A 22,860-nucleotide genomic window follows, 5' to 3' on the forward strand; every position below is an offset into this window, starting at 1 on the left:
CTCATGACCGTTCAACCCACGCCCGCCTCCGCCACACCCGAGGGCGGTCACCTGCTGGAGTTGCGGGACCTGCACGTCGAGTTCCGCACCAACGAGGGTGTGGCCCGGGTGATCAACGGCGTGTCGTACCACCTGGATGCCGGCGAGACGCTGGCCGTGCTCGGCGAATCCGGCTCGGGTAAGTCGGTCACCGCCCAGGCGATCATGGGCATCCTGGACACCCCGCCCGCGTTCGTCCGCTCCGGCCAGATCCTCTACCAGGGCAAGGACCTGCTCACCTGCTCCGAGGAGCAGCGCCGGCAGGTACGCGGCAAGGAGATCGCGATGATCTTCCAGGACGCCCTCTCCGCGCTCAACCCGGTCTTTCCGGTCGGCTGGCAGATCGGCGAGACGCTGCGCCAGCGCGCCGGCATGTCCCGGGGCGACGCCCGACGCCGCGCCATCGAGCTGATGGACCTGGTCAAGATCCCGGGTGCCGCGAAGCGGACCGGCGACTACCCGCACCAGTTCTCCGGCGGCATGCGGCAGCGCGTCATGATCGCCATGGCGCTGGCGATGGACCCGAAGGTGCTGATCGCCGACGAGCCCACCACGGCACTCGACGTGACCGTGCAGGCCCAGATCATGGACCTGCTGGCCGACCTGCGCCGGGACCTCAACATGGCGATGATCCTGATCACCCACGACCTGGGTGTGGTCGCCGGTGTCGCGGACCGGATCGCGGTCATGTACGCCGGCCGGATCGTCGAGCACGCCGACGTCCGCTCGCTCTACAAGGCGCCCGCCCACCCGTACACCAAGGGGTTGTTGGAGTCGATTCCGCGGATGGACGTCCGCGGCCAGGAGCTGTCGACGATCAAGGGGTTGCCGCCGAACCTGATGCGCATCCCCTCCGGCTGCCCGTTCCACCCCCGGTGCCCGTACGTCCAGCAGGTCTGCGTGGACGTGGTGCCGCACGACCTGGTCCTCGGCGATGGCCGGACCAGCGCTTGCCACTTCGCGCAGGAGGTCCGTGATGACAGCGTCGCCCGCTAACTCCACAAAGGTCCGCGGCGAGACCATCCTTTCCGTCGACAACCTGGTGAAGCACTTCCCGATCAGTCAGGGCGTGCTGTTCCAGCGGCAGGTCGGCGCGGTGAAGGCCGTCGACGGCGTGAGCTTCGAGCTGCGCCGGGGCGAGACGCTGGGCGTGGTCGGCGAGTCCGGCTGCGGCAAGTCCACCCTCGCCCGGCTGCTGATGCGGCTGGAGACGCCCACCTCCGGACGGGCCACCCTGGAGGGCAGGGACCTGTTCAAGGCCTCCGGGGGCGAGTTGCGCCGGCTGCGCCGCAACATGCAGATGGTGATGCAGGACCCGTACACCTCGCTGAACCCGCGAATGACGGTCGGCGACATCATCGGCGAGCCGTTCGAGATCCACCGGGACGCGGCACCGAAGGGCAGCAAGCAGAAGCGGGTCCAGGAACTGCTGGACGTCGTCGGGCTCAACCCGGAGCACATCAACCGGTACCCGCACCAGTTCTCCGGCGGTCAGCGTCAGCGCATCGGCATCGCCCGTGCGCTCGCGCTGCGGCCCGAGATCATCGTCTGCGACGAGCCGGTGTCGGCACTGGACGTCTCCATCCAGGCCCAGGTCATCAACCTGCTGGAGCAGCTCCAGGACGAGTTCGGGCTGTCGTACATCTTCATCGCCCACGACCTGTCCGTGGTGCGGCACATCGCCGACCGGGTTGCCGTGATGTACCTCGGTCGGATCGTCGAGATCGGCACCGAGGACGAGATCTACGAGCGGGCCACCCACCCGTACACCCAGGCGTTGCTCTCCGCCGTGCCGGTGCCCGACCCGGAGGCGCGCGAGCAGCGCAACATGATCCGGCTGGTCGGCGACGTGCCCAGCCCGGCCGACCCGCCCAGCGGGTGCCACTTCCGGACCCGCTGCTGGAAGGCCCAGGACATCTGCGCCATAGAGGACCCGCAAACAGTCCCAAGAGCGGCAGACCCCCACCCGTCCGCCTGCCACTTCGCCGAACTCCGCCCCCCAACCCCGTAACCCCCTCCCCCCTCTCCCCCCTCTCCCCCCGCGCCCCGCGCCCCCCGCGCGCACCCTCTCCCACGTTGATCTAGGGCATATCGTCGCGAGTTGATCTCCGATAGCGACGATATGCCCTAGATCAACGCGCCCGGGGTGGGGCGTGCGACCCGCGGGGGGCGCGGGGTGGGGGTGGGGGTGGGGGGTTGGGGGAGTTAGTGGAAGAAGTGGCGGGTTGCTGTTAGGTACATCGTTACGTTGGCTTTTTTGGCCGCTGCGATTACTTCTTCGTCGCGGATTGAGCCGCCGGGCTGGACGATGGCGCGGACGCCGGCGTCGATGAGGATCTGGGGGCCGTCGGCGAACGGGAAGAACGCGTCCGACGCGGCGACCGAGCCGCGGGCCCGGTCGGCACCGGCACGGTTGACCGCGAGCTGCGCCGAGTCGACCCGGTTGACCTGCCCCATACCGACCCCGACGGTGGCGCCGTCCTTGGCGAGCAGGATCGCGTTGCTCTTCACCGCCCGGACCGCCCGCCACGCGAACGCGAGGTCACGCAGCAGTTCCTCATCGGCGGCCTCGCCGGTCGCCAGCCGCCAGCTCGCCGGGTCGTCACCGGGGGCGTCCACCCGGTCGGCGACCTGGGTCAGCACGCCACCGGTCACCGGCCGCCACTCCATCTTCGCCGGAGTCCAGGCCGGCGCGCGCAGCAGCCGGATGTTCTTCTTGCCCTGCAACACCTCGACCGCGCCCTCGTCGAAGCCGGGGGCGACCACCACCTCGGTGAAGATGTCGGCGACCTGCCGGGCCAGCTCGACCGAGACCGGCCGGTTGACCGCGATGACACCCCCGAACGCCGACACCGGGTCGCAGGCGTGCGCCCGACGGTGCGCCTCGGCCACGTCCGCGCCCACCGCGATGCCGCACGGGTTGGCGTGCTTGATGATCGCCACGGCCGGCTGGTCGGCGAAGTCGTTCGCTGCCCGCCAGGCGGCGTCCGCGTCGACGTAGTTGTTGTAGGACATCTCCTTGCCGTGCAGCTGCTCGGCCTGGGCCAGCCCCGCCGGGGCGTCCGGGTCGGTGTACAGCGCGGCCGGCTGGTGCGGGTTCTCCCCGTAGCGCAGCACGGTCGACTTGCGCAGCGCGGACCCGGCGAACGCCGGCCAGGAGTCGTCGGCCGGGGCCAGTTCCTGGGCGCACCACTGGGCCACGGCCACGTCGTACTCGGCGATGTCGGCGAACGCCCGGGCGGCCAGCGCGCGGCGCTGGGCCAGGGTGAAGCCACCCTCGCCCAGCGCGCCGATCAGTGCCGGGTAACCGATCGGGTCGGTGAGCACGGCGACCGAGGCGTGGTTCTTGGCTGCGGCCCGCACCATGGCGGGGCCACCGATGTCGATCTGCTCCACGCACTCCTCGACGCCCGCGCCGGAGGCGACGGTCGCCTGGAAGGGGTAGAGGTTGGAGACCAGCAGGTCGAACGCCGCAACCCCCAGCTCATCGAGCTGCGTGACGTGCGTGTCCTTGCGCAGATCGGCGAGGAGACCCGCGTGCACCTTCGGGTGCAGGGTCTTCACCCGGCCGTCGAGCACCTCGGGGAACCCGGTCACCGTCTCCACCGACGTCACCGGCACCCCGGCGGCGGCGATGGTGCCCGCCGTGCTGCCGGTGGACACGATCTCCACGCCGGCCGCGTGCAGGGCCTGAGCCAGCTCGACCAGCCCGGTCTTGTCGTAGACGCTGACCAGCGCCCGCCTGATCGGGCGGCGCCCGTCCTGAGTGGAACTCACGGAACCGTGACCTTCCTTCCGGTGATGGTCCAACCTTCGCGGACCAGGCGACCCACCTGCTCGACGAGCTGGCGCCGTTCGGCTTCCTTGATGCGTTCGGTGAGCGCGTCCACGTCGTCGTCGTCGAGCACCGGCACCGCAACCTGCGCGACGATCGGCCCGGTGTCCATGCCGGCGTCGACGAAGAAGAGGGTGGCACCGGTGAGCTTCACACCGTAGGCGAGGGCGTCACGCGGGCCATGGATGCCGGGGAACGCCGGCAGCAGGGTGTTGTGGGTGTTCAGGTAGCGGTCGCCGAAGGCGGCGAGGAAGTGCGGGCCGACCAACTTGAGGAAACCGGCGGAGATGACCAGGTCTGGTTGGTGCTTCGCGACGTGCGCGGTGAGCGCACGGTCCCAGTCCTCCCGGGTGTCGTGGTCGCGGACCCGCTCGACGAAGGTCGGCACCCCGGCCGCTTCGGCCCGGTCCAGGCCCGCGATGCCGTCGCGGTCCGCGCCGACCGCGACGACCTGTGCACCGTACGCGGGGTCGGCGGCGGCATCCAGCAGCGACTGAAGGTTGCTCCCGGAGCCGGAGACGAGGACGACGATGCGGGCGACAGACGCGGGCTCGGTCACCGGGCCACCCTATCGGGCAGGTCAGGATGCCCTTCGGCTGGGCGGCGCGCCGATCTTTGACAGTGCCGATGCGCATCGACCCGGTACGCTGCCGGTCGCTCGGGCCGAACGCCGCGTCGAAGCTCAACCCGCTGCTTCAACAGGCGACCGCGCCGGGGCTCAGACGGCCGCTCCGGAGTCACAGAAGTGGTCGAAATGAGCCCTTCTCGTCGGCTCGGGTGGTAAGTCGTCCTGTTGCTGTGCTGTGCATCAGGAGGACTGACCGCGATCATGGGTGGAAACAACAGCAGTAACTGACGGAACCAGTTCAAGGAGCTCTCGAATGCAACCCGGTAACCCCGGCCAGGACCCGTACGGCCAGCAGCCCAACCAGGACCCGAACGCCCCCCAGCCGCCGGCCGCCCCGTACGGCCAGCAGCCGACCTCTGGTCAGCCGTACGGCCAGCAGCAGCCGTACCAGGACCCGTACGGCCAGCAGCAGCCCCAGTACGGTGCCGGCCCGCAGTACCCGAACGCCGGTTACCCGCAGGCGCAGGGGCAGGGGCAGAACAACACCCTCGGCCTGGTGTCGATGATCCTCGGTATCGCGTCGATCCCGCTGGTCTGCTGCCTCTACATCGGCATCCCCGTCGGCATCGCGGCCGTCGTGACCGGTTACCTCGCCCGGCAGAAGGTCGCCCAGGGCCAGGCCAGCAACGCTGGGCAGGCCAAGGCCGGTCTGATCTGCGGCGCCGTCGGCGTCGTGCTGGGCATCCTGTTGCTCATCCTGAGCGTCGTGGCGCAGGTCAACCTGCCGACCCAGCCCTGACAGGCTGAGTATCGACGGGGCGCTCCGGATTCGTCCGGGGCGCCCCGCGCTCGTCAGCTGCGCCCGGCTTCTACTGTGCGGGGACGCGGGTGAGCGCCCGGGTGGCGGCGGCACCGAGCAGTGCGCCGACCGCGATGACACCGGCCGCCACCGCCCCGACCTGCCAGCCCACCGGCCCAACGTGCGCCAGCCGGCCGGCACCGAGCGGCCCGCCGGAGACCGTGGCGGCCACGCCGAGCAGCAGGCCGGCCACCGGCCCGGCCAGCGCCGCTGGCACCAGCAGAGCGGCCCAGCGCCGCGGGGCCCGCTCCGGCCCGGCGAGCCGGGCCACCCGGCGGGCAAGCAGCCAGCCAGCGACCATCCCGGCCAGCACCGGCACCGCGAGCAGCAGGGCGCCGAAGCCGTCCACCGGGCCACGCGGCAGGCCGGCGAGCAACGGTACGGCCGGCAGTGCGCCGACCGACACCTCGCTGGTGCGAACCGCGGTGTCGGTGCCGACCGCGAAGCCCGGCCCGAGCAGGTAGCTGGCCGACCAGATCGCCGCGTTCGGCGCGTACGCCATGCTGACCACGGTGATCCCGGCCTGCCCGGCAACCCCGGTCCGGTACGCCCCGATCATGTCCGCCGCGTCACCGCCGCCGGTGGCCACCGCCAGACCGGCCGCACCGGCGCCCGCGCCGAGCAGCAGCAGGACGGCCACCAGACCGGTGCGAACGCCGTGCCGCACCGGGTCCGGCATCCGGGCGACGAGCAGCCGGGTCACGGCAGTGATCCGGGTGGCGCCGACCAGGGCGGCGAGTGTGCCGACCACCGCGAACGTGGCTCCCGCCCGGATCGGGGACACCTCCGGCCCACCGCTGCCGACCAGCACTGCCGCGAGCGCGCCGAGCAGCGCGTACGCGATGCCAACCGCGCCCGCGGCGAGCAGCGCTCGGCGCGGTGAGCGGGTGTCGCGGGCACCGATCGCGCGGCTGACGTGCACGCCGGCTCGGGTCAGCCGCCAGAGCGCGAGCACGGTCAACGCCAGTGGGACGAGCCCGAGCGGACCGGACTCGGTGTGCAGCGGAACGCCGTGCCCGAGCAGCCAGCCGGCCAGCGCGGTGCGCAGGGTGCTGGTCAGGGTGGTGGAATCCGCGCCGAGCTGGACCAGACCGAGCACGATGGCGACCGGCAGGTAAGAGGTGAGGGCGGCCCAGCCGGCGGCCACCCCGGCGGCGACGGGCAACGGTGCACGCCCGCGTGGCGACCCGCCCGCGCGAGGCGCGGGCACCCGTCGGGCCGGTACGGCACGGTCGACCGGCCGGTCGTCGGCGTTCACACCGCCGGGACGGCTGGGACGGTCAGGGGTGACGGGGGACATCCGCTCTACTCTGGCACGTCGCGCGGGCGGTGGCAGTCCGTTAACCCGCCCGAAGTGCGGCGAGTTGACCGAACCGGGGCCCAGGCCACGCGGTCCGGTCTAGCCTCGGGCCAGAGGGGGCGCGCCTCACCGCCGCCCGGGTCGGGTCCGCCGGTCGCGGTCCGGGCCAGCACGCCGCTCACGACCGCCCGGAGGAAGCTGTGACGACGCCATACCCGCCACCACCGCCACCACCGGCCCGGGGACGGGACCGGACGACGCTCTGGGGCGTGCTGGGCATCGTGCTGGGGCTGATCTGCTGCGGCATTCTCGGCATCATCTTCGGCTACCTGTCCATCCGCGACGCCCGGCGGTACGGGCAGTCACCGCTGCTCGGGTATCTCGCCATCGTGTTCGGCGTGATCAACATCATCGGCGGAGCGATCCTGCGGTCGACCGGCAACTACCCGTTCTGGAACAACGACTGAGCGGGCTGGTCGACCAACGAGCCCGCTGGTAACGCACGTGCGCCGAAGGGGGCCGACCGGCTGCGGTCGACCCCCTTCGCTGCTGCCTGACCGGCTCAGCTGCCGGACATGATCTCCCGCATCAGCTTCGCGGTCTCGGTCGGCGTCTTGCCGACCTTGACTCCGACCGCCTCCAGCGCCGCCTGCTTCGCCTCGGCGGTGCCGGCCGACCCGGAGATGATCGCTCCGGCGTGACCCATGGTCTTGCCGGGAGGTGCGGTGAAGCCGGCGATGTAGCCGACCACCGGCTTGGTGACGTTGGCCTTGATGAACTCGGCGGCCCGCTCCTCGGCGTCGCCGCCGATCTCACCGATCATGACGATGGCGTCGGTCTCCGGGTCCGCCTCGAACGCCGCCAGGGCATCGATGTGGGTGGTCCCGATGATCGGGTCGCCACCGATGCCGACGCAGGTGGAGAAGCCGATGTCGCGCAGCTCGTACATCATCTGGTAGGTCAGCGTGCCGCTCTTGCTGACCAGGCCGATCCGGCCGGAGCCGGTGATGTCGGCCGGAATGATGCCCGCGTTGGACGCGCCGGGCGAGGCGATGCCCGGGCAGTTCGGCCCGATGATCCGGGTCTGCTCGCCCTGCGCCACGTTGTACGCCCAGAACGCCGCGGTGTCGTGCACCGGGACGCCCTCGGTGATCACCACGGCCAGCGGGATCGCGGCGTCGATCGCCTCGACCACGGCGGCCTTGGTGAACTGCGGCGGCACGAAGATGACGCTGACGTCGGCCCCGGTCTCGGCCATCGCGTCCGCGACGGACGCGAAGACCGGCAGCTCGGTGCCGTCGAAGTCGACCTTCTGGCCCGCCTTGCGCGGGTTGACGCCGCCTACCACGTTGGTGCCGGCGGCGAGCATCCGCCGGGTGTGCTTGGAACCCTCGGAACCGGTCATCCCCTGGACGATGACCTTCGAGTCCTTGGTCAGCCAGATAGCCATGATCAGACCCCCGCAGCTGCCAGCTCGGCGGCCCGCTCGGCCGCACCGTCCATGGTGTCCACCCGCTGCACGAGCGGGTTGTTCGCGCTGTCCAGGATCGCCCGGCCAGCCTCGGCGTTGTTGCCGTCGAGACGAACGACGAGCGGCTTGGTGACCTGCTCGCCGCGCTGCTCCAGCAGGGCCAGCGCCTGGATGATGCCGTTGGCGACCTCGTCGCAGGCGGTGATGCCGCCGAAGACGTTGACGAAGACGCTCTTCACGGCCGGGTCGGAGAGCACGATCTCCAGCCCGTTCGCCATCACCGCGGCACTCGCGCCGCCGCCGATGTCGAGGAAGTTGGCCGGCTTGACGTTGCCGTGCCGCTCACCGGCGTACGCGACCACGTCGAGGGTCGACATGACCAGACCCGCACCGTTGCCGATGATGCCGACCTCGCCGTCGAGCTTGACGTAGTTGAGGTCCTTGGCCTTCGCGGCCTGCTCCAGCGGGTCCACCGCGGCCTGGTCGACCAGCGCCTCGTGGTCCGGGTGCCGGAACGCCGCGCTCTCGTCCAAGCTGATCTTGGCGTCGAGCAGCAGCATTCGCCCGTCGCCGTTCTTGGCCAGCGGGTTCACCTCGACCAGCGTGGCGTCCTCGGCGACGAACGCCTGCCACAGACCGACGGCCACCTCGACCACCTGGTCGGCGACCTCGGCCGGGAAGCCTGCGGCGGTCACGATCTCGCGAGCCTTGGCCTCGTCCACGCCCTTCACGGCGTCGATCGGGGCCTTCACGACCTTGTCGGGGGTCTCGGCGGCGACCTGCTCGATGTCCATGCCGCCGGCGACGCTGGCGATGCAGAGGAAGGTGCGGTTCGCGCGGTCGAGCAGGTACGAGAAGTAGTACTCCTCGACCACGTCCGCGGTCACCGTGATCATGACCTTGTGGACGGTGTGACCCTTGATGTCCATGCCGAGGATGTCCGTGGCCCTGGCCACCGCCTCATCCGGGCCCTCGGCCAGCTTGACGCCGCCGGCCTTACCTCGGCCGCCGACCTTTACCTGCGCCTTGACGACCACTCGACCGCCGAGGCGTTCGGCGATCGCGCGGGCCTCTTCCGGGGTAGTGGCGACGCCGCCGGCCAGCACGGGCAAGCCGTGCCGCTCGAACAGGTCCCGCCCCTGGTACTCGTACAGGTCCACGATTGCGCGTCCCGTCCCGTCTCCGCGGCGCGCCGTCGCGCCGCCACCAGCGTTCAAAAAACAGTTTGACGCCTGTCATCAGTTGAAACAGGCCATTGGCCGCAGCCTAGCGAGGTCGGCACCACCGGCAACCGAGCGGGTGCACGGTGTGCGGTAATGCACAACCGGACATCGGGCGCGGCCAGTTTCCGGTCGTGACACGGGCGGCATCCACCGTCCGGGCGATGTTGCCCGGGGTGCGTAACCCGGCAGTGAGGGCGTCGTTGAGTCAGATGTCGGAGCGCTGAGAAGCGCGATGACGGGAGACGGCCGATGCCCTGTCGGTCGAGGGGTGGCGGCGGGGCATCGTGCATAGAGGGGCCGGACGTGTGAGGGGTGCGTCCGGCCCCTCCCCCGTGCCCGGATCCGGTCGCCGGCCCGTCACGGCCCGCCTGGCGAACCCTTCGCGGCGTGCCTCAGGAAACGCGGCGTGCCTCAGGAGACCGGCTGCGCGACGTTCTGTCGGACCCACTCGACAATCGCCTGAGTGGTGGCGCCCGGCGTGAAGATCTTTGCGACGCCCAGCTTCTGCAACTCGGGAATGTCGCCGTTCGGAATGATGCCGCCGCCGAACACGACGATGTCGCGGGCGTCCCGCTCACTGAGCAGTTCCAGCACCCGGCGGAAGAGCGTCATGTGCGCGCCGGAGAGGACGGACAGGCCGACCGCGTCGGCGTCCTCCTGGATGGCGGTCTCCACGATCTGCTCGGGGGTCTGGTGCAGGCCGGTGTAGACGACCTCCATCCCGGCGTCCCGCAGGGCACGCGCGACGACCTTCGCGCCCCGGTCGTGGCCGTCCAGACCGGGCTTCGCGACGACGACCCGAATACGAGAGCTCATCAGCGCACACCTTTCACCGGCTTCACGGCCTTCACCTGAACGAACGGTAACCCGACGGACCCAGCCCGGGAAATCCGGGCCGGAAACCCGGCTCCGCAATCGGGCTCCGCCCGTGCGACCACCGGGTTCCGCCCGTGTGACCACCGGGTTCCGCCCGTGTGACCACCGGGTGCCGGGGGAGGTCCGCCGGAGGCGTCCGGCACCGCGCCGGGGAACTGCCCGCAGTCAAGCCGGACGACTCCGCCGGATCGGTAACGCTCGGCGACGAACGGGCAGCAACGAGGGCACCGTTTGGCGTCGCGATGCATGACAATCATGGACGCAAACGGACAGATCGACACGCCAATTTGGCGCTCTAGCTTGTGAGTCGCCTGATGGTTGGCTAACGTGGCCACGGTTGTCATCAGGTCCATGGACGGGTGACGACGCGATCAGCGGACGTTCACTGGAGCTTCACGAACGTCCACCGGCCGCTTCGGAACCCCGACAACGGAGGGTGTGCGTGCGCCAGCGCCTGTCGTCTGAGCCCGATCGATATCGCGGTCGCCGCCGCGTTCCCACCCCGCCGCGTAGCCGTTACGCCGCTGTCGTCACCACCGCGTTCGTCGGGGCCGGCATCGTCGCACTCGGCGCGAGCGCCCTGCCGGACGCCAAGGACGTCAGCCCGACGGTGCTCGACGAGCTCAAGCAGGCGTCGGTCACCAGCCAGGACGTCGCGGCCCGTGCGGACAACGCCGACCGCGCCTCCCGGGACAGCCGGAGCAAGGACAGCGCCGAGCCCGAGGTCTGGCTGCTGCCACTGCAGGGCTACGACTTCAACTCCCCGTACGGGATGCGCTGGGGCAAGATGCACACCGGCGTGGACCTGGTCGCCGGTGAGGGCACGCCCTATGTGGCGATCCACGACGGGCTGGTCACCAAGGCCGGCTGGTTCGGCGGGTACGGCAACGCCGTGATCGTTCAGCACGCCGACGGCAGCGAGGCCATCTACGGCCACTCCTCCGCGGTGAGCGTCAAGGAAGGCCAGCAGATCAAGGCGGGCGACCAGCTCGGCCTGGTGGGCCAGACCGGCCACGCCTACGGCACCCACCTGCACTTGGAGATCCATGTCAAGGGCAAGCCGATCGACCCGGTGCCGTTCCTCCAGGACCGCGGAGTGGACATCAAGCTGCAAGTCGAGGCAATCTACAGCGAGGTAGCCGCCTCCTGACGCTGCGTACCGACCGTTGACCGCCCGGATCTGTCGATTCGGGCGGTTTTTCGTTGGGCGCCTCCGGCGGATGTCTGCCGGGTCACAGCCGCGATTGTGACCGGCGACACCTAGCAGCATGATCACGTTTCCGGATGTAACGCAACAGAGCGGGCTATATCCGGGCACGCGGCCCAGCGCCAACCGCCCGGCCCTGCGGTCCCCGTACCAGCCCTCGCTCGGCCCGACACCAGTATTTCGAGGTCAAGTGCCCCCTCGACTGTGAAGGCCCGCCGTGCAGGAAGACAGCCCCGTCCAGAACGAGAACGCCCCCGACACCGCCCAGACCGAGCAGCCGCAGCGCGCCGGCCGGCGGAACCGGCTCATCGTGCTCAGCGCCGCCGCTCTGGTCGCCCTCGGCCTCGGTGGTGTCGCCGTCGCCACCACCGGCACAGAACGCCCGGCACCCGCCGCCGTCTCCCTCGACGCGCAGTCCCGGGCCGACGCCGCCAGCCGGGCGGACCGCTCCGCCCGCGAGTCGAGCGCGCCGACCGTCCCCTCGGCCAGCCCGACACCGAGCCCCTCGGCGGCCAGCGCCAGCCCGACAGCGACGAAGGCGGCCACCGCGAAGGCGGCCACCGCGAAGGCCACACCGAAGCCGAAGACGACCACCAAACCCACACCCGCCTGGGTCAACCCGATGCCGGGTGCCGCGGTCACCTCCTGCTACGGGCAGCGCTGGGGCACCCTGCACGCCGGTATCGACCTGGCGTTGCCCTCGGGTACGCCGATCCGCGCCGCGGCCGCCGGCACCGTGACCCAGGCCGGTGACGCCTCCGACGGGTACGGCAACTCCGTCTTCATCGACCACGGGAACGGCTACCTGACCCACTACGCCCACCAGAGCCGCATCGCGGTCACGGTCGGTCAGAAGGTCAAGGCCGGCCAGGTCATCGGCTACGAGGGCGCCACCGGCGACGCCACCGGCCCGCACCTGCACTTCGAGGTGCACCAGGGCATGTGGAACCAGGTCGACCCGGCCCCGTTCATGCGGGCACGCGGCGTGGACCTGGGCTGCTGAGCCAGCACACCCCGCGCGTCTGAAGATCCGCCTGTTCCGCACAACATCATGGAAAGAGTGGCCTCCGGCAGCGCGGAGGCCACTCTTTCAACGAAGTAGCGCGATCTTGGTCGGGCGGCGGCGGCGGCGCAGCCGGCGCGGCGCGGCGGGCAGCCGGGCGGCGGGCAGCCGGGCGCTGCCTTGGGTCGTTTGGGTCAGAGCTTGTCGACCGGGGCGTGCCGCAGCACCAGCCACATGGTCTGGTCGCCGAAGTCGATCTGCGCACGGGCGCCCGGGCCGTGTCCCTCGACGGCGAGCACCCGCCCCAGCCCGTACCGCTGGTGATTGACCCGGTCGCCAGCGGACACCTTCGGCCCCTGCGGCAGCTCGCTGGCCGTGGTCAGCCGGCTGGCGTCCACGCCGAGCCGCTGGGCCAGCTGCGCGGCCTTCGGCGTGCCCCCGGTGAAAGTGCCCCGAGCGCCGGGCGCGCGGTCGGCACGACCGCCGACGCCGCCGCCCCCGCCGGCCCACGAGGTGTACGACCCTTCGGTGCGCTCCCAGTGCACCAGCTCCGATGGCAGCTCCTCCAGGAACCGCGACGGCGGGTTGTAGGACGGCTGCCCCCAGGCCGAGCGGGTCACCGCCCGGGAGAGGTAGAGCCGCTGTCGGGCGCGGGTGATGCCGACGTACGCCAGCCGGCGCTCCTCCTCCAGCTCGCGGGTGTCGCCCAGCGAGCGCAGGTGCGGGAAGACGCCGTCCTCCAGCCCGGTCAGGAAGACCACCGGGAACTCCAGCCCCTTGGCGGTGTGCAACGTCATCAGCGTGACCACGCCCTGGTGGTCGGGGTCGTCCGAGGGGATCTGGTCGGCGTCGGCGACCAGCGCCACCTGCTCCAGGAAACCGGCCAGGGTGGCCCGCTCCCCCTCCTCGCCCAGCGCCTCGATCCGCTCGGTGTACTCCCGGGCGACGCTGACCAACTCCTGGAGGTTGTCCACCCGGCCGGCGTCCTGCGGGTCCAGGCTCTCCTCCAACTCGGTGAGGTAGCCCGAGCGGGTCAGCAGCGCCTCCAACACCTCCTCCGGGGTGCCGGTCTCGGCCAGCTCCCGGGCGCCGTCGAGCAGCGCCACGAAGTCGGCGATGCCGTTGGCCGCCCGGCTGGAGATGCCCGGCGCCTCACGGGCCCGGCGCAGTGCCGCACCGAACGAGATCCGGTCGCGGCTGGAGAGCGCCTCGACACACGCCTCCGCGCGGTCGCCGATCCCCCGGCGAGGGGTGTTGAGCACCCGCCGCAGGCTCACGGTGTCGTCGTCGTTGACCACCGAACGCAGGTACGCCAGTGCGTCGCGGACCTCCTTGCGCTCGTAGAAGCGCACCCCGCCGACCACCTTGTAGGGCAGGCCGACGCGGATGAACACCTCTTCGAAGACCCGGGACTGAGCGTTGGTGCGGTAGAAGACCGCGACGTCCCCGGGACGGGTCTCGTCGGCGTCGACCAGCCGGTCGATCTCCCGGGCCGCCCAGTCCGCCTCGGCGTGCTCGGTGTCGGCCACGTAGCCCACGATCCGCTCGCCGGCGCCGGCCTCGCTCCACAGCCGCTTCGGCTTGCGGGAGGTGTTCCGGTCGATCACCGCGTTGGCCGCGTTGAGGATGGTCTGGGTGGAGCGGTAGTTCTGCTCCAGCAGGATCGTCCGCGCGCTGGTGAAGTCCCGTTCGAACTCCAGGATGTTGCGGATCGTCGCGCCCCGGAACGCGTAGATCGACTGGTCGGCGTCACCGACCACGCACAGCTCGGCCGGCTCCAGCCCCTCGGTGCCGGAGACCAGCTCCTTGATCAGCGTGTACTGCGCGTGGTTGGTGTCCTGATACTCGTCGACCATGACGTGCCGGAACCGCCGACGGTAGCTCTCCGCGACGTGCGGGTGGGACTGGAGCAGGTGCACCGTGGTCATGATCAGGTCGTCGAAGTCCAGTGCGTGCGCCTCGCGCAGCCGGCGCTGGTAGAGCGTGTACGCCTCGGCCAACGCCCGCTCGTTGGGCCCGGTGGCCCGCGCCGCGAACTGCTCCGGGTCGACCAGCTCGTTCTTGAGGTTGGAGACCTGGGCGGCCAGCCCGCGCGCCGGGTAGCGCTTCGGGTCGAGATCGAGCTCGCGGGCGACCAACTGCATCAGCCGGCGGGAGTCGTCCGCGTCGTAGATCGAGAATGTGGACTTGAGGCCCGCGTGCTCGTGCTCGGCGCGGAGGATCCGGACACACGCCGAGTGGAACGTCGACACCCACATCAGCCGGGCGCGCGGGCCGACCAGCGCGGCCACCCGCTCCTTCATCTCGCCGGCCGCCTTGTTGGTGAACGTGATCGCCATGATCTCCCCGGGATGGACGTCCCGTGCGGCGAGCAGGTAGGCGATCCGGTGGGTGAGCACCCGGGTCTTGCCGGAACCGGCGCCCGCCACGATCAACAGCGGCGAGCCGGCATGGGTGACCGCGTCGCGCTGCGGCCCGTTCAGCCCGGCGAGCAGCTGCTGCGGATCGAGGTGGACGGCGGCCGGCCGGGGCCGGTCCGGGCGAGCCGGCGCGGACTCCGGCGCAGGCGGGGACGCGGGGATGTCGAAGAGAGGATGCATCGCCCGACAAGTCTATGCCGCCGGCCAGACACTTCCCGACCGCGCGCTACCGCCACCCCCGCGCCCAGGCGTAAGAAAGGTCCCCCTTCGCGACGCTGAATCCTTGCGCGCTCGGCGCCGAGGTGGGCATACTCGACGGCGTGATCGCTGCGCGCTACTACTTTTACTACGGCCCCGGGAGTCCGGCTGCCGTAGGTCGCGCCTGATCGATTCAGACCTACGAAAGCCCCGGGCTCCTGGAGTCCGGGGCTTTTTCCGTCCCGGGTTCCGGGCACCGGGCACCACAGTGCGAGGGGTACCCGATGATGACAGACGTGGTAGAGCAGAGCGGCGGCCCGATCCGACCGAAGGATGAGCAGCCCTCGGTGGACGCGAGCGAGCCGGCGGTGCCCCCGTTGCCGGCGGTCGAGAACGCTGGGCCGGCCGAGGCGCGGACCGGCACCGAGGAGCCAACCGCCGCCGCTCGGATCGTGCAGATCAGGGAACGAATCGACGAGATCGACCAGGCGCTGATCGCGCTCTGGCAGGAGCGGGCCGCGCTGTCCCAGGAGGTCGGGGCGACCCGTTTGGCCTCCGGTGGTACGCGCCTGGTGCTCTCCCGGGAACGGGACATCCTGGAGCGCTTCCGGGTCGTGCTCGGCGCCGACGGCACCCAGTTGGCACTGCTGCTGCTCCGCGCAGGCCGCGGCCCGCTGTAAGCCGCACCGGCGGGCCGCTGTAAGCCGCACCGGCGGGCCGCTGGCTGCCGGGGCGGGCCCGGACCTACCAGCCGGCCATTCGGCGCGGGAGCGGCCCGATCCGGGTCCCGGGACAGCCAAAACCGCCTGCCGTCGTCGTGGCGACGTCGGCAGGCGGCTTCGGTGACTCACGCCTCGTGCGTGGCGACGATCTGGCGCCGCTCCGCGAAGTGGCAGGCGCTCGGGTGGTCCGAGTCGCGTCGGATCTCCAGCAGCGGGACCTGCTCGGCGCAGACATCCTGCGCCTTCCAGCAGCGGGTCCGGAACCGGCAGCCCGAGGGCGGGCTGATCGGCGACGGCACGTCACCCGTGAGCCGGATGATCGTCTTGTTGTTCCGCTGCGTCGGGTCCGGAACGGGCACCGCGGAGAGCAGAGCCTGGGTGTACGGGTGGGTCGGCCGCTCGTAGATCTCGTCCTCGGTGCCGATCTCGACGACCTTGCCGAGGTACATCACCGCGACCCGGTCGGAGAGGTGGCGGACCACCGACAGGTCGTGGGCGATGAAGACGTACGAGAGCCCGAACTCGCCCTGCAGCTGCTCCAGCAGGTTCATCACCTGGGCCTGGATGGAGACGTCCAGCGCCGACACCGGCTCGTCGCAGACGATGATCTCGGGCCGCAGCGCGAGCGCACGGGCGATGCCGATGCGCTGACGCTGACCGCCGGAGAACTGGTGCGGGTACCGGTTGATGTGCTCCGGGTTGAGCCCGACCAGGTCGAGCAGCTCCCTGACCTTGGCCCGACGGCTGCCCTTCGGCGCCACCTCCGAGTGGATCTCGAACGGCTCACCGATCAGGTCGCCGACGGTCATCCGCGGGTTCAGCGAGGTGTACGGGTCCTGCATGACCAGCTGGATCTGCCGGCGGAGGCGCCGCAGCGCCCCACCGGACAGCTTGGAGGTGTCCTGGCCCTTGTAGATCACGCTGCCGGCGGTCGGCTTCTCCAGGTTCATCAGCACCCGGGCGAGGGTCGACTTGCCGCAGCCGGACTCGCCGACCACGCCGAGGGTCTCGCCGGCGCCCAGACCGAACGAAACTCCGTCGACCGCCTTGACCTGACCGACGGTCTTCTTGAACAGCACACCCTGCGTGACGGGGTAGTGCTTGACCAGGTCACGGACCTCGAGGATGTTCTCAGACACGGTTCACCAGCTCCTCGGCGAAGTGGCAGGCGCTGGCCCGGGCGTTGCCCACCTGCAGCAGCGGCGGCACCTTCTCCCGGCACACCGGCTGAGCCATCGGGCAGCGCGGGTTGAACGGGCAGCCCGGCGGGATGTTCATGAGGTTCGGCGGAAGGCCCTTGATCGTCCGGAGCTGCTGCCCCTTCTCGTCCAGGCGCGGGATCGAGTCGATCAGACCGATCGTGTACGGGTGCGCCGGCTTGGCGTACAGGTCGTACACGTTGGCTTCCTCGACGATCCGGCCCGCGTACATGACCGCGATCCGGTCCGCGACGTCGGCGACCACACCGAGGTCGTGGGTGATCAGGATCATGCCCATCTGCCGCTCACGCTGAAGCTCGGCGAGCAGGTCCATGATCTGGGCCTGCACCGTCACGTCGAGCGCGGTGGTCGGCTCGTCCGCGATCAGCACCTCCGGGTCGAGCGCCAGCGACATCGCGATCATCGCGCGCTGCCGCATGCCACCGGAGAACTGGTGTGGGTAGTTGTTGAACCGGTCCTTGGCGTTCGGGATCTTGACCTGGTCGAGCATGTCGATCGCGCGCTTCTTTGCCTCCGCGCGACCCATTCCCCGGCGGACCCGGAACTGCTCGGCGATCTGGAACCCGACGGTGAAGACGGGGTTCAGCGCGGAGAGCGCGTCCTGGAAGATCATCGCGATGCCCTCGCCGCGGATGCGGCGGCGCTCCTCGCTGGACATGCGGAGCATGTCCTTGCCGTGGAAGCGGACCTGCCCGCCGGTGACGAAACCGGGTGGCGTGTCGAGGATGCCCATGATGGTCTGTGCCGTGACGCTCTTACCGGAGCCGGACTCGCCGAGCACGGCGAGGGTCTCCCCCGCGTCGACGTGGTACGTCACCCCGTTGATGACCTTTGCGACGCCGTCCCGGGTACGGAACTCCACCCGCAGGTCGTCGACCTCGAGCAGCCGACCGGAGGGACGTCCGGACCCGCCGGATCCCGGCGCGGACTGCTCGGACACGAGAATGTCGGACAACTGGATCTCCCCTAGCGGAGTTTCGGATCGAGGGCCTCGCGGACCGCCTCACCGAGCATCACGAAGCTCAGCACTGCGGTGACGAGGAACGCGGCGGGGAAGAAGACCAGCCCTGGCGCAACCCGGATGAAATCCTTACCGTCGCTGATCATGATGCCCCAGGACACCACCGGCGACTTCAGGCCGACGCCCAGGAACGACAGGGTGGCCTCGGCGCCGATGAACGAGCCGACCATGATCGTGCCGTAGACCAGCAGCGGGGCCAGGCAGTTCGGCAGCAGGTGCTTGAGGATGATCCGGCCGGTGCCGGCACCCAACGCGCGGGCCGCCACGATGTAGTCGGCCTCCTTGGTGGCGAGCACCGAGGAGCGCATCAGCCGCATCACGACCGGCCAGCTCAGCACGATCAGGGAAATGGTCACCAGGCCCGTGATCTCGAACTTGCTGTTGCTGGTGCCCGAGCCGTTGAACGTGGTCAGGATGACGATCGCGCCGAGCACGAACGGCAGGCCGAAGAAGACGTCGGCGATCCGGCTGAGCAGCCCGTCGACCCAACCACCGCGGTAGCCGGCGATGATGCCCATGGTGCCGCCCAGCAGCAGGGTGCCGATTACGGCGAGCACGGCGACCTGGATGGAGGCGCTCGCGCCGTAGATGACCCGGGCGTAGACGTCCCGGCCCTGCAGGTCGTATCCGAACCAGGCGTCCCCGGACGCCTTGTTGAGGCTACGGGACAGGGATCCGTTGACCGCGTCACCCGGGGCGAACAGCGCCGGGAAGGCCGCCATCAGCAGGAAGAGCACGATCAACGTGGCGGAGATCCAGAACAACGGCTTGCGCCGAAGGTCCCGCCAGGCGTCACCGAGCAGGCCGCGCGGCTTCTCGTTGCTCTGCGGCAGGCCACCGGGGGCAGCGGCGCCAGAGTCGGTTGGATGCGTGGGAGGGGTGCTGACGATCGATGCGATACTCGGGTCACTCATAACGGATCCTCGGGTCCAGGGCGGCGTAGAGCAGGTCAACCAGCAGGTTCATCACGAGATAGACCAGCACTAGGACGACCACGATGCCCACCACGGTGGCGCTCTCCTTGGTCACGATCGCGCGGTACACCGCGCGGCCGATCCCGTTGATGCCGAAGATCCCCTCGGTGACGATCGCGCCGCCCATCAGGGCACCGAGGTCGGTGCCGAGCAGGGTGACCACCGGGATGAGCGAGTTGCGCAGCAGGTGCACGCCTACCACCCGGCGCATCGGAAGACCCTTGGCGATAGCGGTGCGCACGTAGTCGGCACTGCGGTTCTCCGCGATGCTCGTCCGTGCCACCCGGGCGATGTACGCCACTGACGCACTGCCGAGCACGAAGCCCGGCACGATCAGCTCGGACCACCGCATCTCGGAGGAGACGGTCGGCTTGACGATGCCCCACTGCACGCCCAGCAACCACTGAAGCACGAAGCCGACGACGAAGACCGGCAGCGCGATCAGGAAGAGCGTGGAGACCAGGACCAGGTTGTCCAGGAAGCCGTTGCGCCGCAGACCGGTCAGCACGCCGGCGCCGAGGCCGATCACGGCCTCGATGGCGAGCGCGACCAGGGCCAGCTTCAGCGTGTTCGGGTACGCCGTCGCGATGATGTCGCTGATCTCGCGCTGCGAGAACGTCTGACCGAAGTCACCCTGGAGCAGGTTCTTCATGTAGTTGGCGTACTGCACGAAGACGTTCTGGTCGAGGTGGTACTTCTCAGTCATGAAGGCGATGTACTGGTCCGGACAGCGACGCTCACCGCACTTGCCGGCGAACGGATCGCCTGGGACAGACCAGACGAGCCAGTAGATCAGGAACGTCGTACCGATGAAGACCGGCACGAGTTGGAGCAGCCGTCTCAACAGATAACGGCCCATGGGGTGGTCCTCCAGACAGGGGGCGCGTCGGACGGCCGACACGGTGGTGACAACGTGCGAGTGGAGTGTTGTAACACCCACTCGCGGAACGGCCCCGGGTCGGGCTCACCGGATGTGGCGAGCCCGACCCGGGGTCAGACCGTTCGGATCAGAGCTCGACCGAGGTGATGTCGAGTTCGCCGACGTTGTTCAGCTCGAGCTTCTTGATCTTCTCCGAGTGGCCGGACTGCTGACCGTAGAAGTAGACCGGGATGCTCGGGACGTCCTGGTCAACCAGCTCGACGGCCTTGGCGAAGGCCTCGTGCGAAGCTTCCAGACTCGGCGCACCGCTGGCCTGCTTGGCCAGGGCGTCGAGGTCCTTGTTGCTGTAGAGGCCGTCGTTCGACGAGCCACCGGTGATGAAGAGCGGGTTGACCCAGTTCTCGACGTCCGGGTAGTCCTGCTGCCAGGCGGCACGGTACGGACCGGTCATCTTGTGGGCGTTGATGTTCTGGCGGAAGACCGCGAAGGTCGGCACGCCCTCAGCCCGAGCCTCGATGCCGAGGTTGGTCTTGACCTGCTGCGCAACGGCGTCCATCCAGTCCTTGTGGCTGGAGTCGGCGTTGTAGTAGAAGACCATCTCGCCCGTGAAGCCACCGGCCTCGGTCAGCAGCTGCTTGGCCGTGGTCGGGTCGAACTTGCAGGCGGTGCAGTTGCCCGGCTTGGCGCCCGGGGTCAGCGGGTTCGCCCAGCTGTCGGCCGGCTTGCGGGTACCGAAGAAGATCTTGTCCGAGATCTCCTGCCGGTTCACCGACAGCGACACGGCACGACGCAGCTTCGGGTTCGCGAAGCGCTTGTCGTAGATCGGGAACGCGATGAACGCGGTCGACGGCGTGACGGTCGACAGGCCCCGGTCACCGAGGTCGGTCTTCCACTTGTCACCGGCGAGCGCCGAGGTGGGGACAACCTCCATGAAGTCGAGGTTGTTCGCCAGCAGGTCGGCGTAGGCGGCCGTCTCGTCCTGGTAGAGCTTGACGTCGACGTCCTTGACCTTCATCTTGTCGCGAAGGTTGTAGTCGTCGAAGCGCGTCAGCTTGATGAGGACGTTGTCCTCCCACGACACGAACTTCACCGGGCCGTTACCGATCGGCTTCTTGCCGAACTCTTCGGGCTTCATGGTGAAGAAGGCGTCCGGCAGCGGCATGAAGGCGCTGTAGCCGAGCTTGGTCGGGAAGACCGCGGTGGGCGCTCCCAGGGTGACCTCGAAGGTCTGCTCGTCGATGACCTTCAGGCCGGACATCTCCTTGGCCGACGGCTCCGGGGCCTTCTTGGGGCCATCCGGGCCATCCGGGTCCTCGGTGTAGGTCTTGTCGAAGCCGGCGATGTCCGAGAAGAAGGTGCCGTTCTGCGCACCGTTCGGCGAGTAGGCGGCCCAGTTCCAGGCGTCGACGAAGTTCTTCGCCTTCACCTCGGTACCGTCGTGGAACTTGGTACCCTTCTTGATCTTGATCGTGAAGACCTTGGAATCCGTGGTGTTGATCGACTCCGCCAGCGCGTTGCGCGGGGCCCCACCGTCGTTCGGGTACTCGACCAGGCCGGTCCACAGCCAGTCGATGACCTTGCCGCCACCGGTCTCCGTGGTGTTCGACGGGACCAGCGGGTTCTCCGGCTGGACACCGTGCACAACGATCGCGCCATCCTTGCTGGTGGCAGCGTCGCCGTCACCGTCACCGCTCGAGCAACCGCTCGCGACAAGTGCGGCAGCTGCGCTGAGCGCGATCGCGCTCGTCGCCCGCTTCGAGACTCTCATTCCGAGGGGCCTCCTCTTTCTAACCAGGTTCCGTCGTGGAGTTCACGCACGTTTGGGGGTGACACCGCCCGACCACCCGGGGCGCGGGTCGCCGGGACCACAGGGAAGTTGGGGACACCCCTGATGTTCCGATCCGCCGGGCTCCCCCTCCAACAAGGCGCGACACGACGCAGACGACACAGCCACGAACCGCCGCGATCGACGAGGTCATGGCCATGAGCCGTACGGAGTGCCACACACCGATGGTGAGGTGTTGCCACTGTGACACCCACTGGCCGCTTCCGTGAAGGTGCCGTTATCAAGCCGTTAGTTGCTCGCCACGTTGCCGATACTTGAAAAATGATCATAAACCGGTCGGTGTGGGCAGCATTGAGCAGGAAATACGTGGGTCACCTGACCATTGGGCCTCAGCCTCGGCTCACGCCGTCGGCGCTGCCCCCGGGTTCACCTCACGCGGTGCGGCGTGCGTCACCACCCGCATTTCCACCCGTCCGGACGAGGTCAACACGGCTGCACGGGCACGATCACCGGCTGGGTGGACGAGGGCGCCGCGGTCGTTCCTCTGATCCTCGCCGTTGAGGAACCACCGTCACACGAGGCGGCGATCCGCCGCCCAGCGGGAGAGCTCGTAACGGTTGGACATCTGAAGCTTGCGCAGCACGTTCGACACGTGCGTCTCCACCGTCTTGATGGAGATGAACAGCTCCTTGGCGATCTCCTTGTACGCGTACCCCCGGGCCAGCAGCCGCAGGACCTCCCGCTCACGGTTGGTGAGCTGGTCCAGCTCGGGGTCGGCCACCGGGGCGTCCGGTCGGGCCGCGAAGGCATCCAACACGAACCCGGCCAGCCGTGGGCTGAACACCGCGTCACCGTCCGCCACGCGCCGGATCGCCGCGGCCAGTTCGTCCGGGGAGATGGTCTTGGTGACGTACCCCCGGGCACCGGCACGGATCAGCCCGATGACGTCTTCCGCCGCGTCGGACACGCTCAGCGCCAGGAACTTGACCTGCGGGTGGCTGCGTCGCATCGCCTCCAGCACCGCGCGTCCGCCGCCGTCGGGCATGTGCACGTCGAGCAGCACCACGTCGGGGCTGACGGCGGCGATCCGAGTCACCGCCTCGGCCACCGTGCTCGCCTCGCCCACCACCTCGACGTGGGCGCCCAGCTCCGCGCGCACCCCGGCCCGGAACATGGCGTGGTCGTCCACCAGGAACACCCGCAGCCGCTCAGGGCGGGCTTCCGCCGGGTCGAGGTGCTCGGTCGGCTGCTCGGCCAT

The 22,860-nt window shown here is 69.7% G+C and carries 20 protein-coding genes; 7 read left to right on the forward strand and 13 right to left on the reverse strand.

Annotated features, from left to right (window positions below):
- Positions 1-3: 3 nt before the first annotated feature.
- A complete protein-coding gene (locus tag ABZS37_RS05070) occupies positions 4-1,035 on the forward strand; it encodes an ABC transporter ATP-binding protein (RefSeq protein WP_355165659.1) in 1,032 nt (343 codons plus the stop codon).
- The gene (locus tag ABZS37_RS05075) at positions 1,016-2,050 is read left to right on the forward strand and encodes a dipeptide ABC transporter ATP-binding protein (protein ID WP_355165661.1); all 1,035 of its coding nucleotides are present in this window, start codon (positions 1,016-1,018) and stop codon (positions 2,048-2,050) included. The genes ABZS37_RS05070 and ABZS37_RS05075 overlap by 20 nt, the downstream gene beginning before the upstream one ends.
- Positions 2,051-2,244: 194 nt before the next feature.
- On the opposite strand, the gene purH is transcribed toward ABZS37_RS05075, so the two are convergent.
- Both purH and purN read right to left on the reverse strand, forming a co-directional pair.
- Positions 2,245-3,816: a bifunctional phosphoribosylaminoimidazolecarboxamide formyltransferase/IMP cyclohydrolase gene (gene purH / locus ABZS37_RS05080; protein WP_355165663.1), complete on the reverse strand. Its 1,572-nt coding sequence runs from the start codon at positions 3,814-3,816 to the stop codon at positions 2,245-2,247.
- On the reverse strand, positions 3,813-4,433 hold the full coding sequence (gene purN, locus ABZS37_RS05085) for a phosphoribosylglycinamide formyltransferase (protein WP_355165665.1): 621 nt from the start codon (positions 4,431-4,433) through the stop codon (positions 3,813-3,815). Before purN ends, purH begins: the two co-directional genes overlap by 4 nt.
- Before the next feature lie 322 nt (positions 4,434-4,755).
- Here purN and ABZS37_RS05090 point away from each other — a divergent pair, with 322 nt between their 5' ends.
- Positions 4,756-5,241, forward strand: coding sequence for a DUF4190 domain-containing protein (locus ABZS37_RS05090; protein ID WP_355165667.1), 486 nt, complete (start codon positions 4,756-4,758; stop codon positions 5,239-5,241).
- 70 nt (positions 5,242-5,311) lie between these two features.
- On the opposite strand, the gene ABZS37_RS05095 is transcribed toward ABZS37_RS05090, so the two are convergent.
- A complete protein-coding gene (locus tag ABZS37_RS05095; protein WP_355165669.1) occupies positions 5,312-6,601 on the reverse strand; it encodes a DUF6350 family protein in 1,290 nt (429 codons plus the stop codon).
- A gap of 200 nt (positions 6,602-6,801) precedes the next feature.
- Here ABZS37_RS05095 and ABZS37_RS05100 point away from each other — a divergent pair, with 200 nt between their 5' ends.
- Positions 6,802-7,068 (forward strand): DUF4190 domain-containing protein, encoded by a 267-nt coding sequence (locus ABZS37_RS05100; protein ID WP_355165671.1) that lies wholly within the window; start codon positions 6,802-6,804, stop codon positions 7,066-7,068.
- A 95-nt stretch (positions 7,069-7,163) separates the two neighbouring features.
- Here ABZS37_RS05100 and sucD read toward each other — a convergent pair whose 3' ends face one another.
- The 3 genes from sucD to ABZS37_RS05115 all read right to left on the reverse strand — a co-directional run bounded on the left by sucD (position 7,164) and on the right by ABZS37_RS05115 (position 10,111).
- Positions 7,164-8,051, reverse strand: a complete 888-nt coding sequence (sucD, locus tag ABZS37_RS05105; protein ID WP_355165673.1) for a succinate--CoA ligase subunit alpha — start codon at positions 8,049-8,051, stop codon at positions 7,164-7,166.
- A 2-nt stretch (positions 8,052-8,053) separates the two neighbouring features.
- Positions 8,054-9,232 (reverse strand): ADP-forming succinate--CoA ligase subunit beta, encoded by a 1,179-nt coding sequence (gene sucC / locus ABZS37_RS05110; RefSeq protein ID WP_355165675.1) that lies wholly within the window; start codon positions 9,230-9,232, stop codon positions 8,054-8,056.
- 474 nt (positions 9,233-9,706) lie between these two features.
- Positions 9,707-10,111 carry a cobalamin B12-binding domain-containing protein gene (locus ABZS37_RS05115; protein WP_354995116.1) on the reverse strand — a complete coding sequence of 135 codons (405 nt, stop codon included), beginning with the start codon at positions 10,109-10,111 and terminating at the stop codon, positions 9,707-9,709.
- 502 nt (positions 10,112-10,613) lie between these two features.
- Here ABZS37_RS05115 and ABZS37_RS05120 point away from each other — a divergent pair.
- Positions 10,614-11,321: a M23 family metallopeptidase gene (locus ABZS37_RS05120; RefSeq protein ID WP_355165677.1), complete on the forward strand. Its 708-nt coding sequence runs from the start codon at positions 10,614-10,616 to the stop codon at positions 11,319-11,321.
- Positions 11,322-11,595: 274 nt separating this feature from the next.
- Complete coding sequence (locus tag ABZS37_RS05125; RefSeq protein WP_355165679.1) at positions 11,596-12,381, forward strand: M23 family metallopeptidase; 786 nt, start codon at positions 11,596-11,598, stop codon at positions 12,379-12,381.
- A 194-nt stretch (positions 12,382-12,575) separates the two neighbouring features.
- On the opposite strand, the gene pcrA is transcribed toward ABZS37_RS05125, so the two are convergent.
- The gene (gene pcrA / locus ABZS37_RS05130) at positions 12,576-14,981 is read right to left on the reverse strand and encodes a DNA helicase PcrA (RefSeq protein ID WP_355165681.1); all 2,406 of its coding nucleotides are present in this window, start codon (positions 14,979-14,981) and stop codon (positions 12,576-12,578) included.
- A gap of 302 nt (positions 14,982-15,283) precedes the next feature.
- Between pcrA and ABZS37_RS05135 the strand changes: the two genes are divergently transcribed.
- Positions 15,284-15,679 (forward strand): chorismate mutase, encoded by a 396-nt coding sequence (locus ABZS37_RS05135; RefSeq protein ID WP_355165683.1) that lies wholly within the window; start codon positions 15,284-15,286, stop codon positions 15,677-15,679.
- Between the two features lie 167 nt (positions 15,680-15,846).
- Here the strand turns inward: ABZS37_RS05135 and ABZS37_RS05140 are convergent, their stop codons facing one another.
- The 6 genes from ABZS37_RS05140 to ABZS37_RS05165 all read right to left on the reverse strand — a co-directional run bounded on the left by ABZS37_RS05140 (position 15,847) and on the right by ABZS37_RS05165 (position 22,860).
- Positions 15,847-16,860 (reverse strand): dipeptide ABC transporter ATP-binding protein, encoded by a 1,014-nt coding sequence (locus tag ABZS37_RS05140; protein ID WP_355165685.1) that lies wholly within the window; start codon positions 16,858-16,860, stop codon positions 15,847-15,849.
- Positions 16,853-17,881: an ABC transporter ATP-binding protein gene (locus ABZS37_RS05145; protein WP_355165909.1), complete on the reverse strand. Its 1,029-nt coding sequence runs from the start codon at positions 17,879-17,881 to the stop codon at positions 16,853-16,855. The genes ABZS37_RS05140 and ABZS37_RS05145 overlap by 8 nt, the downstream gene beginning before the upstream one ends.
- 26 nt (positions 17,882-17,907) lie before the next feature.
- Entirely contained in the window at positions 17,908-18,876 is a 969-nt protein-coding gene (locus ABZS37_RS05150) for an ABC transporter permease (protein ID WP_355165687.1), read from the reverse strand.
- Positions 18,869-19,795 carry an ABC transporter permease gene (locus tag ABZS37_RS05155; RefSeq protein WP_354995109.1) on the reverse strand — a complete coding sequence of 309 codons (927 nt, stop codon included), beginning with the start codon at positions 19,793-19,795 and terminating at the stop codon, positions 18,869-18,871. Before ABZS37_RS05155 ends, ABZS37_RS05150 begins: the two co-directional genes overlap by 8 nt.
- Positions 19,796-19,943: 148 nt before the next feature.
- A complete protein-coding gene (locus ABZS37_RS05160; protein WP_355165689.1) occupies positions 19,944-21,584 on the reverse strand; it encodes an ABC transporter substrate-binding protein in 1,641 nt (546 codons plus the stop codon).
- Between the two features lie 589 nt (positions 21,585-22,173).
- Positions 22,174-22,860: a response regulator transcription factor gene (locus ABZS37_RS05165; RefSeq protein WP_355165911.1), complete on the reverse strand. Its 687-nt coding sequence runs from the start codon at positions 22,858-22,860 to the stop codon at positions 22,174-22,176.

Origin of the sequence: Micromonospora sp. NPDC005413 (assembly GCF_040606435.1) — a bacterium.
Taxonomy (GTDB): Bacteria; Actinomycetota; Actinomycetes; order Mycobacteriales; family Micromonosporaceae; genus Micromonospora.

Bases quoted from the DNA above. Each gene is read 5' to 3' on its own strand.
- ABZS37_RS05070 (WP_355165659.1), top strand. From the start codon at position 4: ATGACCGTTCAACCCACGCCCGCCTCCGCCACACCCGAGGGCGGTCAC.
- ABZS37_RS05075 (WP_355165661.1), top strand. From the start codon at position 1,016: ATGACAGCGTCGCCCGCTAACTCCACAAAGGTCCGCGGCGAGACCATC.
- ABZS37_RS05090 (WP_355165667.1), top strand. From the start codon at position 4,756: ATGCAACCCGGTAACCCCGGCCAGGACCCGTACGGCCAGCAGCCCAAC.
- ABZS37_RS05095 (WP_355165669.1), bottom strand. From the start codon at position 6,601: ATGTCCCCCGTCACCCCTGACCGTCCCAGCCGTCCCGGCGGTGTGAAC.
- sucD (WP_355165673.1), bottom strand. From the start codon at position 8,051: ATGGCTATCTGGCTGACCAAGGACTCGAAGGTCATCGTCCAGGGGATG.
- ABZS37_RS05115 (WP_354995116.1), bottom strand. From the start codon at position 10,111: ATGAGCTCTCGTATTCGGGTCGTCGTCGCGAAGCCCGGTCTGGACGGC.
- pcrA (WP_355165681.1), bottom strand. From the start codon at position 14,981: ATGCATCCTCTCTTCGACATCCCCGCGTCCCCGCCTGCGCCGGAGTCC.
- ABZS37_RS05135 (WP_355165683.1), top strand. From the start codon at position 15,284: ATGATGACAGACGTGGTAGAGCAGAGCGGCGGCCCGATCCGACCGAAG.
- ABZS37_RS05150 (WP_355165687.1), bottom strand. From the start codon at position 18,876: ATGAGTGACCCGAGTATCGCATCGATCGTCAGCACCCCTCCCACGCAT.
- ABZS37_RS05155 (WP_354995109.1), bottom strand. From the start codon at position 19,795: ATGGGCCGTTATCTGTTGAGACGGCTGCTCCAACTCGTGCCGGTCTTC.
- ABZS37_RS05160 (WP_355165689.1), bottom strand. From the start codon at position 21,584: ATGAGAGTCTCGAAGCGGGCGACGAGCGCGATCGCGCTCAGCGCAGCT.
- ABZS37_RS05165 (WP_355165911.1), bottom strand. From the start codon at position 22,860: ATGGCCGAGCAGCCGACCGAGCACCTCGACCCGGCGGAAGCCCGCCCT.